14 protein-coding genes are annotated in these 17350 nt (G+C 32.1%); 9 read left to right on the top strand and 5 right to left on the bottom strand.

Annotated features, from left to right (window positions below; genetic code table 11):
• The first annotated feature begins 172 nt into the window (after nt 1-172).
• Nucleotides 173-1717 (top strand): serine hydrolase, encoded by a 1545-nt coding sequence (locus tag OH806_RS15570; RefSeq protein ID WP_264744603.1) that lies wholly within the window; start codon nt 173-175, stop codon nt 1715-1717.
• Nucleotides 1718-1752: 35 nt separating this feature from the next.
• Here OH806_RS15570 and OH806_RS15565 read toward each other — a convergent pair whose 3' ends face one another.
• Both OH806_RS15565 and OH806_RS15560 read right to left on the bottom strand, forming a co-directional pair.
• On the bottom strand, nt 1753-2559 hold the full coding sequence (locus tag OH806_RS15565; protein WP_264744602.1) for an archaemetzincin: 807 nt from the start codon (nt 2557-2559) through the stop codon (nt 1753-1755).
• Nucleotides 2560-2623: 64 nt separating this feature from the next.
• Nucleotides 2624-3100 (bottom strand): SixA phosphatase family protein, encoded by a 477-nt coding sequence (locus OH806_RS15560; RefSeq protein ID WP_264744601.1) that lies wholly within the window; start codon nt 3098-3100, stop codon nt 2624-2626.
• 135 nt (nt 3101-3235) lie between these two features.
• Here OH806_RS15560 and ruvX point away from each other — a divergent pair, with 135 nt between their 5' ends.
• The 6 genes from ruvX (at nt 3236) to OH806_RS15530 (ending at nt 7663) form a co-directional block, all read left to right on the top strand.
• Nucleotides 3236-3652 (top strand): Holliday junction resolvase RuvX, encoded by a 417-nt coding sequence (ruvX, locus tag OH806_RS15555; protein WP_264744600.1) that lies wholly within the window; start codon nt 3236-3238, stop codon nt 3650-3652.
• A complete protein-coding gene (gene def, locus OH806_RS15550; protein WP_264744599.1) occupies nt 3649-4221 on the top strand; it encodes a peptide deformylase in 573 nt (190 codons plus the stop codon). The genes ruvX and def overlap by 4 nt, the downstream gene beginning before the upstream one ends.
• 71 nt (nt 4222-4292) lie before the next feature.
• On the top strand, nt 4293-4802 hold the full coding sequence (locus OH806_RS15545) for a DUF5606 family protein (RefSeq protein ID WP_264744598.1): 510 nt from the start codon (nt 4293-4295) through the stop codon (nt 4800-4802).
• A 132-nt stretch (nt 4803-4934) separates the two neighbouring features.
• On the top strand, nt 4935-5702 hold the full coding sequence (gene mazG / locus OH806_RS15540) for a nucleoside triphosphate pyrophosphohydrolase (RefSeq protein WP_264744597.1): 768 nt from the start codon (nt 4935-4937) through the stop codon (nt 5700-5702).
• A gap of 3 nt (nt 5703-5705) precedes the next feature.
• The gene (locus OH806_RS15535) at nt 5706-6788 is read left to right on the top strand and encodes an FUSC family protein (RefSeq protein ID WP_264744596.1); all 1083 of its coding nucleotides are present in this window, start codon (nt 5706-5708) and stop codon (nt 6786-6788) included.
• Nucleotides 6789-6790: 2 nt separating this feature from the next.
• Nucleotides 6791-7663, top strand: a complete 873-nt coding sequence (locus OH806_RS15530) for a hypothetical protein (protein WP_264744595.1) — start codon at nt 6791-6793, stop codon at nt 7661-7663.
• Between the two features lie 61 nt (nt 7664-7724).
• Here the strand turns inward: OH806_RS15530 and OH806_RS15525 are convergent, their stop codons facing one another.
• Nucleotides 7725-11438: a metallophosphoesterase gene (locus OH806_RS15525; protein ID WP_264744594.1), complete on the bottom strand. Its 3714-nt coding sequence runs from the start codon at nt 11436-11438 to the stop codon at nt 7725-7727.
• 26 nt (nt 11439-11464) lie between these two features.
• Between OH806_RS15525 and OH806_RS15520 the strand changes: the two genes are divergently transcribed.
• Entirely contained in the window at nt 11465-12631 is a 1167-nt protein-coding gene (locus tag OH806_RS15520) for a Pycsar system effector family protein (RefSeq protein ID WP_264744593.1), read from the top strand.
• Between the two features lie 19 nt (nt 12632-12650).
• Complete coding sequence (locus tag OH806_RS15515) at nt 12651-13574, top strand: bestrophin family protein (RefSeq protein ID WP_264744592.1); 924 nt, start codon at nt 12651-12653, stop codon at nt 13572-13574.
• On the opposite strand, the gene OH806_RS15510 is transcribed toward OH806_RS15515, so the two are convergent.
• Entirely contained in the window at nt 13571-15880 is a 2310-nt protein-coding gene (locus tag OH806_RS15510) for a GAF domain-containing protein (RefSeq protein ID WP_264744591.1), read from the bottom strand. The genes OH806_RS15515 and OH806_RS15510 overlap by 4 nt on opposite strands.
• Before the next feature lie 74 nt (nt 15881-15954).
• Nucleotides 15955-17334 (bottom strand): NADH-quinone oxidoreductase subunit N, encoded by a 1380-nt coding sequence (locus OH806_RS15505; RefSeq protein WP_264744590.1) that lies wholly within the window; start codon nt 17332-17334, stop codon nt 15955-15957.
• Nucleotides 17335-17350: the final 16 nt, after the last annotated feature.

Here is a 17350-nt window from a genome sequence, read left to right as displayed (position 1 = left end):
ATATTTATTGGGCACCAATGAAAAAATGGAATATCATTTATTGTTAAATTTTTGAAAATTAATATGTTACATAAGTTAATTTTCAAAAATCATTTTTAAATGATTTTGATACAGGTTTTCACAAGATCTTAATCACTATCAAATTGTTTAACTTTGAGAAAATTTAAAAAATATGAAGAAGAAACTTTCTTTTTTCCTTTTTCTTTTGACTGTCGGGTTAGCCAATGCACAGGTTGAAGAAAAAAAATTGGATGAGCTAATCCAAAATACATTAAAAACGTTTGATGTACCAGGAATGTCTGTTGGTATTGTAAAAGACGGAAAAGTTATTTATTCTAAGGGTTTTGGAGTACGTTCTTTAACTACTAAACAACCCATGGATGATAACACTTTAGTTGGGATTGCCTCAAATTCTAAGGGGTTTACTTGTACAGCATTAGCAATTTTAGCAGATGAAGGAAAATTAAATTGGGATGATAAGGTTTCTAAATATATTCCTGAGTTTCAAATGTATGATCCATATGTTTCTCAAAATGTTACCATTAAAGACTTAGTAACCCATAGAGCAGGATTAGGATTGGGACAGGGAGATTTGATGTTTTTTCCTGAAGGAGGAAGTTTAACAGTGAATGATATAGTTCACAATGTAAGATATCTAAAACCCGAAAATCCTTTCAGAACCAATTTAGATTACAATAACATCATGTTTATCGTTGCAGGAGAAGTGATTCACAGAGTTTCTGGATTAAGTTGGGCAGAATTTATCGAGCAGAAAATTATGAAGCCTGTAGGGATGAATTCTAGTTTCGGAAGTTATAATAGAGCAAAAGCTGTGACTAATAAAATCGATGCACATGCTCCTGTTGATGGTAAAGCTGTTACCGTTCCTCATGATTGGAATGAAACAGCAAACGCAGCAGGTGGAATTATGAGTAATATTAAAGATATGACACTTTGGGCTGAATGTTTATTGAATAATTTTACAACAAGAGATGGCAAAAAATTAGTTTCAGATAAGAATGTTCAACAGCTTTGGAGTTTACAAATTCCAGATAAGGTAGCTGCTAAAAATCCTTATGATACGAGTTTTTACGGATATGGTTTGGGTTGGTTTTTAAGTGATGTGAAAGGTCACAAGCAAGTTCAGCATACTGGTGGATTAATCGGGACGGTTACTCAATTTACTTTAATTCCAGATTTGAAATTAGGAATTGTTGTTTTAACAAATCAGCAATCAGGAGCTGCATTTAATACCATAACAAATACAGTTAAAGATTCTTATTTAGGAGTTGCAGACAGAAATTGGCTCAAAACTTATGGTGAAAGAATGAAGAAAATGGAAGAAACGTTCAATAAGCAAAAGAAAGAAGCCTTTGCAAAATCTGAAGCTTTTAAAAAAGAAAAAAATCTTCATCCAAAAGCTGAACAATTTGTAGGAGCCTATAATGACACTTGGTTTGGAGACGTTGAAATTTCTAAACAAGGAGACGTTTATAGAATTCTTTGTAAAAATTCCCCAAGATTGAAGGGTGAACTCCTTCCATATTCCAACAATTCATTTATTATAAAATGGGATGACAGAAGCTATGATGCCGATGCCTATATTATATTCAGTTATGATGAAAACGGAAAAGCAGAATCTGCAAAAATGAAAGCCATTTCAGATGTTACAGACTTTAGTTTTGATTTTGATGACCTTGATTTGAAAAGAAAATAAATCAACAAGAGCTCTAGCATTATGTTAGAGCTTTTTTATTTCAATAACTTTAAATCCTTTTCAGCTCTTGCTTGTTCAGAATTTAATTGTTGCTTTTCAAAGAATTTTTTTAATTCAAGCAAACGCTTTTTGTTGTCATAATGTATGCTTGAGTTTAATTTTTGTTGGCAAAGAGAACAAGCTCGTGCAAAGTGAGAATCTGTTTCCGGAAGATGATTGGTACCATTCATTACACAATTGGCATTGAGGCAATGGCTTATTCCAAACATATGTCCTATTTCGTGTGAACTGATTTTTAATAACCTTTCTAAACTTTCATTAAAATTAGATTCAGATAAATTTCCATTGTAAAATCTGAACATTGAGGTTACTCCAACACCATTTTCATAAGAGGCCAATCCGAAAACATAGTTCCATTCAGGTTTGGGATATAAATCTTTTTCTGTAATTCCCATAAGGATAATAGCGTCTTTGGGCTTCCTTTTTATCAAAATACTATCCAGAATATAACCTGCTAAAATTTGTTCCTGTCCGTCTTTGAATATTCTTCTTGTCGATTCTGGAAAAATATTGTTTGATAAAGTTGAAAGAATTTTTGTCTCAAGTTGAAAATATATTTTTAAATACTCTTTTGTAAGTTCAATTTGTTGCTTTTGTAAAGCATTAAATTCTCCGATAGGTTGTAGGTAAATCGTATTTTTCTTTGGTTCGGGTTTTATCTTTTTTGATTTTTGAAAATCTTCAAATCTTTGAAATTTTTCATTTCGTTCATATCTCCATGTTCCAGGTTTTGGGTCGGAAAGTTTGATATCGTTAAAAGAAATGGTTTCAAAATAAGTCATTTCCTTTTTTTGACATGAAAAAAGGAGTAGAAATAATGTGAAGTATAAGAACTTTATGTGAAAATTATATTTTATTAGGTTCATAAAAGAATGAAAGTTTCTTTTTAGCACCATCAAATTCAGACCATGAATCGCAGTCTATTTCAAAACCTGCCACACCACAAGTAGGGAAATGGAAAACATCTTGAGATATAGAATTTGCAAAATTTGAAATTCCGTTGTTGTGAGAGAAAAAAGCAACTGTATCATGGTTGTCATCCAAGTCGTAAATCACAGACTCAAAATTGCTCTCTGAAGGGTTATAAAGTTTCTCATCCGTTTTCACATCCAGATTATAAGTCTGATTGAAAATTTTACATGTATTCAAAGCACGAACTGCAGGACTTGAGACTAGAAAATCGATAGAAATATTATTGTTTTTTAAAAACCTTGACATATTTATAGCGTCTTCTAATCCCTTGTCTGCCAATGGTCTGTCGAAATCTTCAGTTTCTTCCGGCCAGTCGCTTTTCGCATGTCTTACAAGGATGAGTTTCTTCATATTATTGCTTTTTTGGAAACATAAAATTAAAAAAAAAATAACGGAATAATAACAAGATTTATAAAAAAAACTGTGTATGGAATAAAATCATGTTTATGAAAAAAAATCATTAAAAATTACTAAATTTGCAGACTTATGGGACAGGTGCTTGCAATAGACTATGGAAAGGCACGTTGTGGTATTGCTGCGACGGATGATATGCAGATTATAGCAAGCGGATTAGATACAATTCAGACACCGGTTTTGATAGAATTTTTGAAAAAATATTTTAGAGAAAATAGAGTAGACGAAGTGGTAATAGGGCTGCCTGTAGATTTAAAAGGAAATATTTCTGAAGTAGAAACAGATATTTTAAAATTCATAGAAATTTTTCAAAAGGAATTTCCGGATGTTAAAGTAAACCGTTTTGATGAAAGATTTACCTCCAAAATGGCTTCGTTTTTTATTTCCCAAAGCGGAAAAAGTAAAAAACAAAGACAAGAAAAAGGATTAATAGATAAAGTAAGTGCAACCATCATATTGCAGAATTTTTTAGAACAAAGAACAAGATGATTTTACCAATAAGAGCCTTTGGGGATCCTGTTTTGAGAAAAGTAGGAAAGGATATAGACAAAGATTATCCCGAGTTACAAGAATTGATAGAAAATATGTTCGAAACGATGTACAGTGCAAATGGCATAGGATTGGCAGCACCACAAATCGGTTTGGATATCCGTTTATTTGTAATCGATGTTACTCCTTTGGCGGAAGATGAAGATTATGAGGATATAAAAGATGAATTGGTGAGCTTTAAAAAAGTTTTCATTAATGCCAAAATACTTGAAGAATCTGGTGAAGAATGGAAGTTTAATGAAGGTTGTCTTTCTATTCCCGATGTAAGAGAAGATGTAAAGAGAAAAGGGACAATCGTGATTGAATATTTTGACGAAAATTTTGTAAAACATACAGAAACTTTTTCCGATATTAGAGCCCGCGTAATTCAGCATGAATACGATCACATTGAAGGAATATTATTTACCGACCATCTAAGTGCTTTGAAAAAGAAACTGGTAAAAGGTAAATTGACTAAGATTACTCAGGGTGATATCAATGTGGGTTATAAAATGAGATTTCCAAAATAGTTAAATAAAAAAAGAAATATTAAACAACAGAAAGCTTTTTGCTACCTGTTACATTTACAAAAAATAAAATTATGCTGTTAGAAAAAATAATTTCAATTTCTGGAAAACCAGGACTTTACAAATTAGTTTCTCAATTAAGAAACGGATTTATCATTGAAGATGTTACAACTAAAAAGAAAGTGAGCATTGGTAATTCTAGCCAGGTAAGTTTACTAGATAACATTGCAATGTTTACATTTGAAAAAGAAGTTCCTTTGTTTGAAGTTTTTGAAAATATTGCTAAAAACTATGATTATAAAGAGGCTATTCCTCATAAATCTGGTGATGCAGAATTAAGAGATTTTATGACTGCTTCTCTTCCGAACTATGATACAGAAAGAGTTTATATTTCAGATATCAAGAAGTTAGCTCAATGGTACAATATTCTTCAAAAAGCAGGTTATATTACTCCTGAAAGTTTTGTAAAAGCTGAACCTGAAATGACAGAACCGGCTCAAGAGGTTGAAGAAGTAGTTGCAGAAGAGAATGAGGCTCCTAAAAAAACGGCTTCAAAAGCGAAAGCAACTTCTAAAAAAGGATAATTCATTAGTTTGAATTTAAAAATATAAACCTTATCAGAAATGATGAGGTTTTTTCTTTTTAAGAAGTGAGTTGTGTCATTATAATTTCATTCCTTATTCCTTAAATTTGTAAAATCTTGAATTCCTCATTATATGAATACTAAACAGGAAAAATTAGAAGCCTTCGGAAGATTATTAGATATCATGGATGATTTGCGTGAAAAATGTCCGTGGGATCAGAAACAAACTTTGCAATCGCTTCGTCATCTTACTTTAGAAGAAGCTTATGAACTTTCAGACGCCCTTTTACAGGAAGATTTAGTTGAAATTAAAAAAGAATTGGGCGACGTACTGCTTCATTTGGTTTTTTATGCTAAAATTGGCTCCGAAAAAGGAAGTTTTGATATTACAGATGTTATTAATTCCTTAAATGAAAAATTGATTTTCAGACATCCTCATATTTATGGTGATACGGAAGTGAAAGATGAAGAAGAAGTAAAGCAAAATTGGGAAAAACTGAAGCTGAAAGAAGGCAATACCTCTATTTTGGGAGGTGTTCCGAAAGGTTTGCCGAGTTTGGTAAAAGCCTATAGAATTCAGGATAAAGTAAAAGGAATCGGTTTTGAATTTCATGATGCTGAAGATGCATGGAAAAAGGTAGATGAAGAAATTCAGGAGTTTCATGCGGAAACTGATTTAGATAAAAAAGAACAGGAATTGGGTGATGTATTTTTTTCGTTGATAAACTATGCAAGAATTTCAGGAATTAATCCCGATTCAGCTTTAGAAAGAACGAATCTGAAGTTTATTTCAAGATTTCAAAAAATGGAAAAGTTAGCAGAAGAAAGAGATTTAAAATTAGCAGAAATGTCGTTGGAAGAAATGGATGTTCTTTGGGAAGAAGCTAAAATTTTATCGTAAAATATGAAAGTGCAAAGTCCTTCCAATCATAGGTTTCAGTATTTATTAGAATTCAAAAAAACAGAAAGAAAATGGCATTTCCCGTTTCTTGCGGCATTGTGCGTGGGAACTTGCCTTTTTATAGGATATTTTACAGGAAAACCCAATTATGGAAGTACGGCTTGTTTAGGAGCGTTGACGATTCTTTACTTCACGTCAGCGCCTATCTCTCAAAGGATGGTACATTTGGCGGTATGTTCTTTTGGTTTTATTTTTTCTTTTACAATTTGTTCATTTTTTAGTTTCAATGTTTATTTGGCTGCTTTGGCATTGGGAATTGTTTCTTTTTTAGCTCATTTTATTTCCTCCTATTTTAAAATTCCACCTCCCGGAAATTTCTTTTTCATCATGGTTGGAGCAATGGCAGGAACTCATGAGTTTAATTTAGATATCATTCCGGCTAGAGTAGGACTTGTTGCAATGGGGGCTATTTTATCCTGTTCATTTGCATTTTTATATTCAGTATTTGTAGAGAAAAGTGAGTTTGTAGCTGTACCCAGAAGAAGAAAATACAATAAAAAAAGATATACCAAGTTTGTCGAAAGTACTATTATTGGTTTTTTTCTTGCTCTTACATTAATTATAGGTCATTGGCTGAATTTTACCAATACCTATTGGATTTCTATTTCGGCAATTGCCATTATTCAAGGGAGAAATTTTGAACATGTGCGTCAAAGAAATGTACATAGAATTTTGGGAACTTTTATCGGGATTGGTATCGCTTGGGCAATTCTTTCCTTCAATCCAGATAAACTTATTATGATTATGTTTATTGTGTTGTTTCAGTTTTTGATAGAGTTGCTGATTGTGAGAAATTATGGTTCAGCAGTGGTTTTTATGACTCCTCTTACTATTCTTTTAGCAGAATCAGGAAGTCTTGCACCCCATGATTTCCAGAATCTTATTCATGATAGATTGATTGATACTATTATAGGAAGTTTTATAGGTTTGGTTGCCGGTTTTTTTCTTCATCATCAAAAGATTATTAATAACTTAGAGAAGAATATCAGGTTTTCTTATTTTCAGTTTAAAAAATTAAAAAAGTAGGTATGGTTCGTTATCTTGTTTTATTGGCATTCTTTTTATTGAGTTGTAATCCCAAAGCTCAGGATTCATCTCAAAGCAATGGTCTGAAAGTTGAATTTTCGTTGCCTAAAAAATTAAAGGAAGTTTCTGGAATTGCTTTGTCTCAGGATAAAAAAACAATTTGGGCAATAGAAGACCAGGGAAATAAAAATGTTGTGTACGGGCTTGATATGCAAGGGAATCAAATAGCTGATGTTCTTGTTACTGACGCTATTAATAATGACTGGGAAGATATTACAAAAGACGAGCAAGGTAATTTGTATTTGGGGGATTTTGGGAATAATGATAATGAAAGACAAAACCTTTCTATTCTAAAAATAGATCTGAAAAATATTTCTCAAAAAAATACAAAAGTGCTTCAGACAACCAAGTTTCGTTATGAAGGTCAAACAGAATTTCCTCCAAAAAAATCTAATTGGTTGTATGATTGTGAAGCATTTGTAGAAATGAACGGAAATTTTTATCTCTTTACAAAAAACAGAAGCAAAGGTTTTGACGGAACTTTTCTAGTTTTCCAGATTCCTAATAAAGAAGGAGATTTTGAAGCAAAGTTGATTGGCAAATTAAAATTGAATGGAAAATACAGCGATGCAGCCATCACCTCTGCAGCTATCAACAGTACAAAAGATAAAATTGTATTACTGACTCACAAAAATATTCATATTCTTTCAGGGTTTACAGCCAATGATTTTAATTCAGCTAAGATTGAAAAGATAGCTTTAGAACATAATTCTCAAAAAGAAGCCGTTGTTTTTCTTGATGATAAAACTCTCTTGATAGCTGATGAAAAAGATAAAAGTGAAGGAGGAAATGTATATAAGTTTTCACTAAGATAAATAAAAATCCGCAGAGAAATTTTCCTGCGGATGTTTTATGGCGGTTATTTATATTCAGATATTAAAAAGTCATACCTACTCCTGCGGAAATTCTTCCTCCGTCTGAACCGTAGAAATAATTTACTCTTGCGGAAAACATTTCCACAATACTCATCCAAAATCCGGCACCAATAGATTGATGCCATTTTGTAGAATCCTCATGATCATTCCAGACTCTACCAATATCATAACCTAGCAAAACACCAATGTTGGCAGGAACTATATTGTTTCTGATTCTTCCAAAATCCCAACGAACTTCAGAATTGTTGATAAAATATGATCTTCCTGAGAATCTGTCATTTCTGAAAGCTCTCATTCCGTTATTTCCTCCGATGATTGCAGCTTGGTAAAATTCGAAATTGTTATTGTTGATCCACATTGCATTGCTGGAATTTGCAAACACGAAAGTCCCTTTTTTATCAATTCTGTGGTGAACTGCTAAAGTCCCTTTCAGGGTTACAAAGTTTTTATCAAAATTAGAAAGGTTGGTTCTCCAATCGGCATTTAATAAAAATTCCATTCCTAATGTTGGGAACGCATTATTGTCTAAGTTTTTGAAGCTGAAAGTATAGTTCATTCCTGCAAATTGCTGGTCGTTGAAAACTTCAGGTCTCACATCCGGAGAAATATCTACAAAACGGTTTCCTTTTCTTTGAACTTTATTATTTTCAAAAGTCAGTTGAAACTGATGTTCAAGATTCATCCAACTTTTTTTAGAAATTGATGGTGCAAAGTAGATTTTCGAGATTCTGGCTCTATTATATTCTCGTTCTGTATTTTTTTTGTCATATGGACTTTCATTAGACAAACCAAAGAAATTTTCCGAAAAACGAGGAGTGGAGTAGAAAGCATCGATATTAAAATCCCAACCATATATTGCTTTTTTGAAAATTCCTTTATAAGCTACATTGAATCCTTCAGTTGCAGTATAAAAATTAGCTCTTAAAGTATGTTTTTGGGTAAAAGGATCACGAATAAAATTATTCACCGTATAATTAGCAAGTACACCAATAATTACCCCATCATCAGGGTTGTAGTTAAGATTGGGATATCCTGCAAAGAAATTATATTTCGGATGTTTGTAATTGTAAGTATTGATGTTGTAATCGCTTGAAATGTTTTTGGTGGCTGTACCTGAATAATAGGTGTTTTTTTGATTTTTAAAATCATAAATTTTCACTCTGCTTCCATTGGTGACGCTATAAATGTCATGATTGTAACCTCCAATTAATCTAATTGTGGTTTTTGGTCTGCCATCACCTCCCACTTCATAAATGTCATCATCTTCCAACCCGTAAATCCAAAGTTCTTTCGTTTTGGAATCGTTGTAAGTTTTTTCGAAAACAAGTTCAGGATTTTCTTTGTTCTTATCCAGTTTATATTGCTTTACATTAATGGAATTTTTTGCTTTTGTAATCACAAATTTATCAGGATTCACAGTTCCTGCAAGAGGTACTTTTTCTTGTAAGATGTCATAATATTGGGAAGCGTAGTTTTGTAACTTCAGCTTTCTTGATTTCAATTTATTTTGAATATCTATAATTGTCTCATCTTTTACTTCTTCAGGTAAATTGTTAAATGCTTCTTCAATATCTTTATCAGATAAATTTTCCTGAATGTATTTTGCCTGGGCAATCCATTCTTCTTGTGTAGAACCTTTTAAGAAAATTAAATCTAAAGGATAAGGTTCCATATTCATCCATCTTATATTTTTAATATCGTCTTTGAAGGTTTTCATATGCCGAATAGCAGGAATATTCATGATAATTTTAAAAGCAGCGCCGTCATATTTACTGAATGCCTGATCTCTGTCTCTGGGAATAGGCTTATAAATTATGTTGTCACCTTCTTCATATTCTGCCCATTTCCATTGGTCTGAATGTCTGTCCCAATCTCCGATGAGTATATCAAAAATTCTTGCTCTGATATAAGATTCTTTGTCTATGGAATATTTGTAATTTTTCGTTAAATTTTTCAAAACATCATCTGTAGAAACAATATCTTTTGCATTACCTAAAGCCTCTAATGTTTTAGGATCAGCCGAAAAACGCTCTTCTATCATGTACATTTCATCTCCATAGTTTTCATTGTACTTTCCTAAAGCTTGTTGTTTAGGAACATAGTATAATCTGGGATTACTGTGAAAAATATTGACTTTTTCAGCAAGATTTCCCACGGAAAAAGGAGTAAAAGGATGATTGGTTGTATAAAAATCCAACAAAAATTTATCAGGAAAACTATTATTAAGCTCATCTCCGAAAGTGCTTTTTTTGAAAGCCATATTATTAAGGAAACGAACCGCACTTTTCTTTACTCCTCTCATTACAAATTCTTGTCCGTTATGTGATTTCAGCCTCAAACTGTTTGATTGATTTCCTCCACCTTCTCGAAAAGGAGTATAGCCTCCATCCAATTCTGAAATGTTGGCTGTATTAGCCTGAATAGGAATTCCATAATATTTTCTGTAATGTTCTCCCCAAAGCCATCTGTAAAGTTTTCCTTTTTCTGTAAATTCTTTTGGGTAAACACTTGAGGAAATTTTGTTTGGGAAAGTATTTGGGAAATTATTTATAAATGTATCAGGTTTTGAAAATACTGAAATATGGCTCAGTTTTTCCAGCTTATTATTTCTTGTAGAGAAGAATTCTACATCCAAACTTTCATCTTTTCTAAGATTCAGAACTGCGAAACCATTTCCTCCATATGAAAAATCTGTTTCTTCTATAATAGTTGAAGGATCTGTTTTAGAACCTGCTCCGCTAATGATTTGTCGGATATTTTTTTCCTCATGATATTGCAGATTATGGTCGTGGCCAGAAACAAAAATGATATTGTTTTTGTCCTGAACAATACTTTTTAATCGGTTTGCTAAATCTGCATAATGTCGGTTGTTAATATCCTCTAAACTTCCTCCTGAAGAGCTTCTCAAAATATTGATTAAAGTAGAAACACCGGGAACGGGTATTTTGCTTTTCAGAGGATAAAGATGAGACTTTGCAGAATTAAAACCTGCATGAGTACCACTGCTGATAATAGGGTGATGAAGAGCAACAATGATTTTTTTATCCTGATTTTTATTAACTAAATCTTTAAACTCCGTGAAAAGGTCTTCACGGGTTTTTATATTGCAACTTTTGTTGATTCCGGGATATTTGTCCCAATTTACCAATGCCCATTCTGTATCAATAACAATTAATTTGATGTTATTAGCAAGACTGATGTCGTCAATCGGACAAGAATTTTTTGGTAAGAATGATTTTTTATCGTTGAAATAGGCTTTTACAAAATCTTCCTGTGCTTTTAATCCGCCCAATCCGTTATTCCAATCGTGATTTCCGGGAATGACAAGTGTTTTACCTTTAAAGTTTTTAGTAACAGAAAGTTGGTTCTCCAATTTATGTTTTGCTAATGTATAATCTTTAGAGTTTTCTTTGGGCATTCCGTTTGGGTAAATGTTATCACCTAGAAAAATGAGTATAGAATTTTGATTAGCAGAATCTAACTTACCTTTTAATAAATTCAGTGTGTTTTGAGACTGAACTTCATCCGCATTTCCAGCATCTCCAATTAAGAAAATTGTAAAATCATTTTCAGATATATTAGAATTTTTTACTTCAAATAAGTTTTTACCTTTTTTTACGTTGTATGTTGCACAGGAATAAAACAACGCGACAGACAAGAATATTTTGAAGAGAATGGATGTTTTTTTTAAATATTTTTTAAAGGATAAATTCATAAATTTACATTAACAAAAATTCAGGAATGAGCATTTTAAGCAAAGCTAAAAATTATGTTGAAACTTTATTCAAAGATAAGTTATCTTCTGTATACTTTTACCATAATTTCATTCATACCACGTTTACAGTAAATAAGGCTGAAGAGATTATAAAATATACACCTGTTTCTGAGGAAGATCAGGAAAAAGTATTGTTGGCTCTTTGGTTTCATGATGTAGGATATATAGAATGTGCTTTGAGCCATGAAGAAAAAGGGGTGCTTATAATGAAAGATTTTCTTCAAAAAGAAAATTATCCTGAAAATTATATTGAGGATGTTGCCCAATTGATTTTGGCAACAAAAATTACCCATGAACCTCAAAACCTTCTTGAGAAGATTGTAAAAGATGCAGATTGCAGTCATTTTGCGAGCTATGATTACAATGATATTTCTGATACTTTACGAAAAGAATGGGAGCTTACCAATGTAAAATGTTTTTCTAATGATGAATGGAATTTGGGAAATATAGATATGTTGAAAAATAAGCATAAATATTATACAGACTATGCAAAAGAGAACTGGGAGCCTCTGAAAGAGAAAAACATTAAAAAAATTGAAAAGAAATTGGAAAAAGAGGAGAATAAAAAAGAGAGTTCGGAAAGTAAAAAAGAGAAAGAGCCCAAGTCAGATAGAAGTGTTGATACTTTGTTTAGAGTGACTTTGAATAATCATACAAGACTGAGCGATATTGCAGATAGCAAAGCCAATATTTTACTTTCTGTAAATGCCATTATCATTTCTGTTTGTCTTTCTGTTTTGGTTCCGAAATTAGATACTCCGAAAAATTCTCACTTAATAATTCCGAGTTTTATACTATTGTTATCAAGTGTTTTAACGATAATTTTTGCGATTTTATCTACAAAACCCAACGTCACAAAAAACAAGTTTACACACCAAGATATTGCAGACAGAAAAGTGAATCTTTTATTCTTTGGAAATTTCAACAGGATGCTTTTTGATGATTTTAATGATGCAATGAGGGATTTAATCAAAGACAAAGATTATATTTATGATTCTATGGTGAAAGATTTGTATTATTTGGGAAAAGTTTTGGATAGAAAATACAAGCTTTTGTCGATTACCTATAAAATTTTCATGGCAGGAATCATTATTTCTGTATTGTCTTTCGGGTATGCTTTTCTGAGTCTTTAATTTTTAAATCAATTATAAAATGATTGTCAGACAGCGTACACATTGGCTGAAAATGTTGTTTGTATGGAGAGGTTCTGTGTTGAAGAAAACCATTGTTCAGCTTTTGGCTATCACAATGTTTTCTTTAGCAATATATATTTTCAAGGGTAAGATTTTCGATTATAAAGTTCATCTCAATCCGACTATTTTTACGTTAATAGGTTTGGCATTGGCTATTTTTATGGGATTTTGCAATTCCGCAAGCTATGACAGATATTGGGAAGGACGAAAACTTTGGGGATTATTGGTTAACGAAACACGGTCACTTACCAGGCAGATTCTGACATTAGTAAATAATTCTTCACCCGATGCTAAAAAGGAAAAACAAGAAATTGTAAAATTAATTTCAGCATTTTGTTGGTCTTTAAACTATGAATTGAGGGAGAAATCGGGAAACGAACACCTTTTAAGATTACTTTCTCCGGAGCGGGTGAAGCAGTTGGATGGGAAAAAGTTTATTCCGAATATTATTTTAGGATTTATTGCAGAATGGCTGAATGAACAGAATAAAAAAGGAAATATTGATACCATTGTTTTAGCTCAAATGGATCATCAACTGAATCAGTTTTCTAATATCTATGGAGGATGTGAAAGGATTCATAATACGCCGTTGCCTTTCCCTTACAGTATTCTTTTGCATCGCACGGTCTATTTATATTGTTTTTGGCTGCCTTTCGGTTTGGTTGATACTTTGGAGTGGATGATGCCTCTTATTGTACTTCTTATTAGCTATACTTTTATTGCATTGGATGCAATTATTCAGGAAATTGGGGAGCCTTTTGGAGAAGAAGAAAACGATTTGGCATTAAATAGCATTTGCCGAACAATTGAATTCTCAATTTTTGAACAGGCAGAAATTTCGCAAAGTGAATTGCCTAAACCTAGTTCTTATTTTATAGATTAATTTTGAGAAGATAGAGAAACTCTCAGAGCCAATAATCCTGTAATTCCTTGTAAGTCTTCAACTTTTAAGAATTCCGTATCATTCTGAAGGATGCCTTTTTTCTGAAGCTTGTTGATATAATCTAAATATTCTTTTTGATTTTCCATTCCGAAATAAACTATGGTGATTTTTCCGGGACAGGTTATTCTTTCATCAGAATCTTTAATGTGTGCTTTGTCTAGACGTTTTTTTATAATTTCATAATAAGAATTGTAAGCCCCGTCTATATCAAATCGTTTTTCATCCATTCTGAAACGAATGTCTATTTTTTCGTTATAAACGAAAATCAACGAAGCAATATCTAAAGGAATTGGCAAGTCTTTTTTGAACTTCTGAAACTCCAGCTCCATCTTGCAAATTGTACTCAATTGCCAATACCTTAATTTATGAACAACCTTGGAAGTGTAATTTAAGTCCGGAGAAATACTTTTACCAATATATAAGTTATGTTCTACACCGTCAGATTTAAATCTTTCATAATAATGCGGAAAAACCTGTTGAGCAGTAATTTGGCTTTCATCAAGCATATTGGCTAATTTTCGGTTTACCAAAGTGATTGATTCATCCAAATCTTTTCTATGGGCATAGAATAAATGATTTTGGGTGAAAATCTGTGAAAAATAATTTTTGATTTTATTTTTAACCTCCTTTGTTTCTTTTGTTTCAAGTTTTCCTTGTAAGAAAGGGTGAATTTCCTCTTTTAATAGTTTCTGAAATCTTTGTTCTGTATCTGCTTTAATTTCATTTTTGAGTTCATTTTCAAAAATATCTAATATTGAAAGAAATTTTTTTGAATCAGAATTTACAAATGAAAAAACATCTTTCAATGAATAAATCTGCTCGTATAAATCTTTCTGCATTAAGTTAAAACGTATCGCAGATGAAGAACGAATATCTGAAAAACCGAAAAGAGGGGCCAGATTTTTGAATGTAATCTGCTTCAGCGTATACATTTTTTTTGCAAGAAAAGCGTTGTAATACTTTTCAGCTTCATTTCTGAATTTCCAGACTACACTGTCATGAATGGTGGTGTATTCCCTTTGAATAATGGCCTCAATCTGGTTATTTCTTTCAAAATTGAATCTGTTTAACGAATATAAAATGATATCAACAAAAAATTCAAGTTTTTTTAACTTCAAACCATTCAAACTGTTGGCTATAGGTGAGGTAAACTCCATGATGGCAAGTAATTCATTGTCTTTCATTATAGGAATTACCATGAAGCTATTAATGTTATTTTCTTTGAGAATATTAAATGAAGGCAACTTTTTTACTTCATTATCGAGATTATTGACATTTGAAATAACAATTGGTTTTGAATTGTAATTGAAATTTTCAAAAGCGGTTTTCTGAACTTCTTCATCGAAAGTATTGATCCAAAAATCAAGAATATGATTGGTGAAAACATTTTCATAAATAGGAACTCTTTCTAATTTTTTTTCCTTTTTATTGAAAAGCATTAAGCCAAAATTCAGATCCGCGACATCAAAATAGGATTTAAAAATTTCTTTTAAATTTTGATCAGGAGTAAGATCTTCCGGATCAATTTTTATCATTATTGACTTTAAATCTGATAGAGCTACTTCTGTAGTGCAATCGACCAAGGAAATTATTGTGAATCCGCTCAAAATCCATGATTTTGATGGGAAGTATTTTTTCCAAAGTTTTACATCATCTAGATTTTCGAGTAGCATATCAATGATTTCATCACTCGGAATTTTCACCTCTTCTGTAGGATAAACCTCACTGAAATCAGAATTTACAGTAATTTTATAATGCTTTATGATTCCTCGCTTGTCTGGAATATCATAATAGAGAGGCTGTGAAGTTTTTATATCTCGCTTGAAATAAGTCTGTAAAATCAGACAGCAGCAGAATACATAAAAATCATCATCATTAATGTTTCTTAGTTCGATTTCAAAATCTTTCCCCGCATCTTTCAGAATATTTTTAAACCTTTCCGTATAATTGAAGGTAATATTTGAAATGGGAATACTTGCTGCTTTTATTTCGTTAAGAGTAAGACCGGTTGGGAAAAGATCGGCCAAAAGAAGCTTGATGAGGTCTTTATTTTTTTCAAGTAAACTCAAATCCTGAAAACCGTCTCTCAGTTCCTGAAAATTCTTAGTCTTTTCAATAAGTGACTCTGCATAATTAGCACGATATTCAAGTCTGTCGTTGTAGCGGATATGCTCCAATACATCCAAATATTTTTTGAATGAAATATAAACTTGAAAAGGGGAGTCTTTTTTGTAAAGATTTGACAAAACTGAAATTTGAAGTAAATTTATAAAAAAAGCACAACATTTCTGCTGTGCCATATTTTATTTTAGATTGATTTTTACAACCCGAACTGTTTTGCAAATAAATCTGGGAAAACTCCTAAAGCAATGATTGATGCTATAATTACTACAGCTACAATATTGTAAGTAAGTGTTACTTTTTCCGAAGATTTAAATGAACTTTCTTTAAAGAAAAACATTGAAATAATTAGTCTTAAGTAATATGCAATTGAAACTGCAGAACCTAAAACAGCGATTAAAACTAAGAAAGCCGCACCGTTCATTGCCTGAGAGAATAAAGCAAATTTACCCATGAAACCTGCCGTTAAAGGAACTCCAGCCATTGAAAGCATAGAGATTGCCGCTACTGTTGCCAATAAAGGTTCAGATTTTGCTAATCCTTTGAAAGCTCCGAATGAAGTTTCTCTTTTTAATTTTTCTACATAAATCAAGCACATGAAAACTCCTACAGTTGATAAAGAGTAAGCAAACAAATAGAAAGCTAAATTATAAGTAGAAAGGCTTGTCATTCCGAAGAAAACTAAACCAATATATCCTGCGTGAGAAACAGAAGAGTAAGCCAACATTCTTTTTGCATTGGTCTGAGCAAGACCCATAACGTTTGCCAAAAGTAAAGTAATGATTAAGAATACTCCGAAAACATTAATCCAATCTGCTGTAACTCCTGAAAAACCTATTGTCATTAATCTGAAGAGAGCAAAGAATCCTGAGATTTTCACAACACTCGCCATAAAAGCTGTGATTAACGAAGGAGCACCGTAATAAACATCAGGACTCCACATATGGAAAGGTGCTAATGCTACTTTGAATGCCAACGCACAAAGAATCAATAAAACTCCTAAAATAAACATTACGTCTTTAGGATTTGAAACTCCGAAATCATGGATTTTATACAAATCAAAACTTCCTGCACTTCCGTAGATGAATGCAATACCGAAAAGTAAGAAACCTGTCGCAAATGCACCCATTAAGAAATATTTAATAGAAGCTTCGTTTGATCTCAAATCAGTTTTATTAGCTCCGGCCATTACATATAAAGGAATAGAAAGAATCTCAACTCCTAAGAACATCGTTACTAAGTTCTGATATCCAAAAAGAATAATTCCTCCACAAAGAGCAAAAAGCATTAATGCATATAGTTCTGATTGGTGACTTCTGTGATTACTGAACGCAAAACCTCCTAAAAAGAATAACAATAATGTCGTTACAATTGATATCTTAGTGAATAACGCAGTATTTGCAGTATAGTCGTACATGTGTCTGTACTGTTCGAAGAACGAGCACTCTGGCATGAAACTTACCCATAATGCGATGATTAATCCCAAAATCCCAATGTATCTTGCGAATTTTCCTTGTTCAAAAACTCCTGAAAATAACGCAATAACTGCCGTTAGGAAAACAATAATTAAAACACTCATTTCTTAAAATATCAAA

The sequence above is a fragment of the Chryseobacterium oryctis genome, from assembly GCF_025971925.1.
Taxonomy (GTDB): domain Bacteria; phylum Bacteroidota; class Bacteroidia; order Flavobacteriales; family Weeksellaceae; genus Chryseobacterium; species Chryseobacterium oryctis.
Note: the sequence above shows the minus strand (reverse complement) of the source record. Positions and strands in the feature narration are given on the sequence as shown.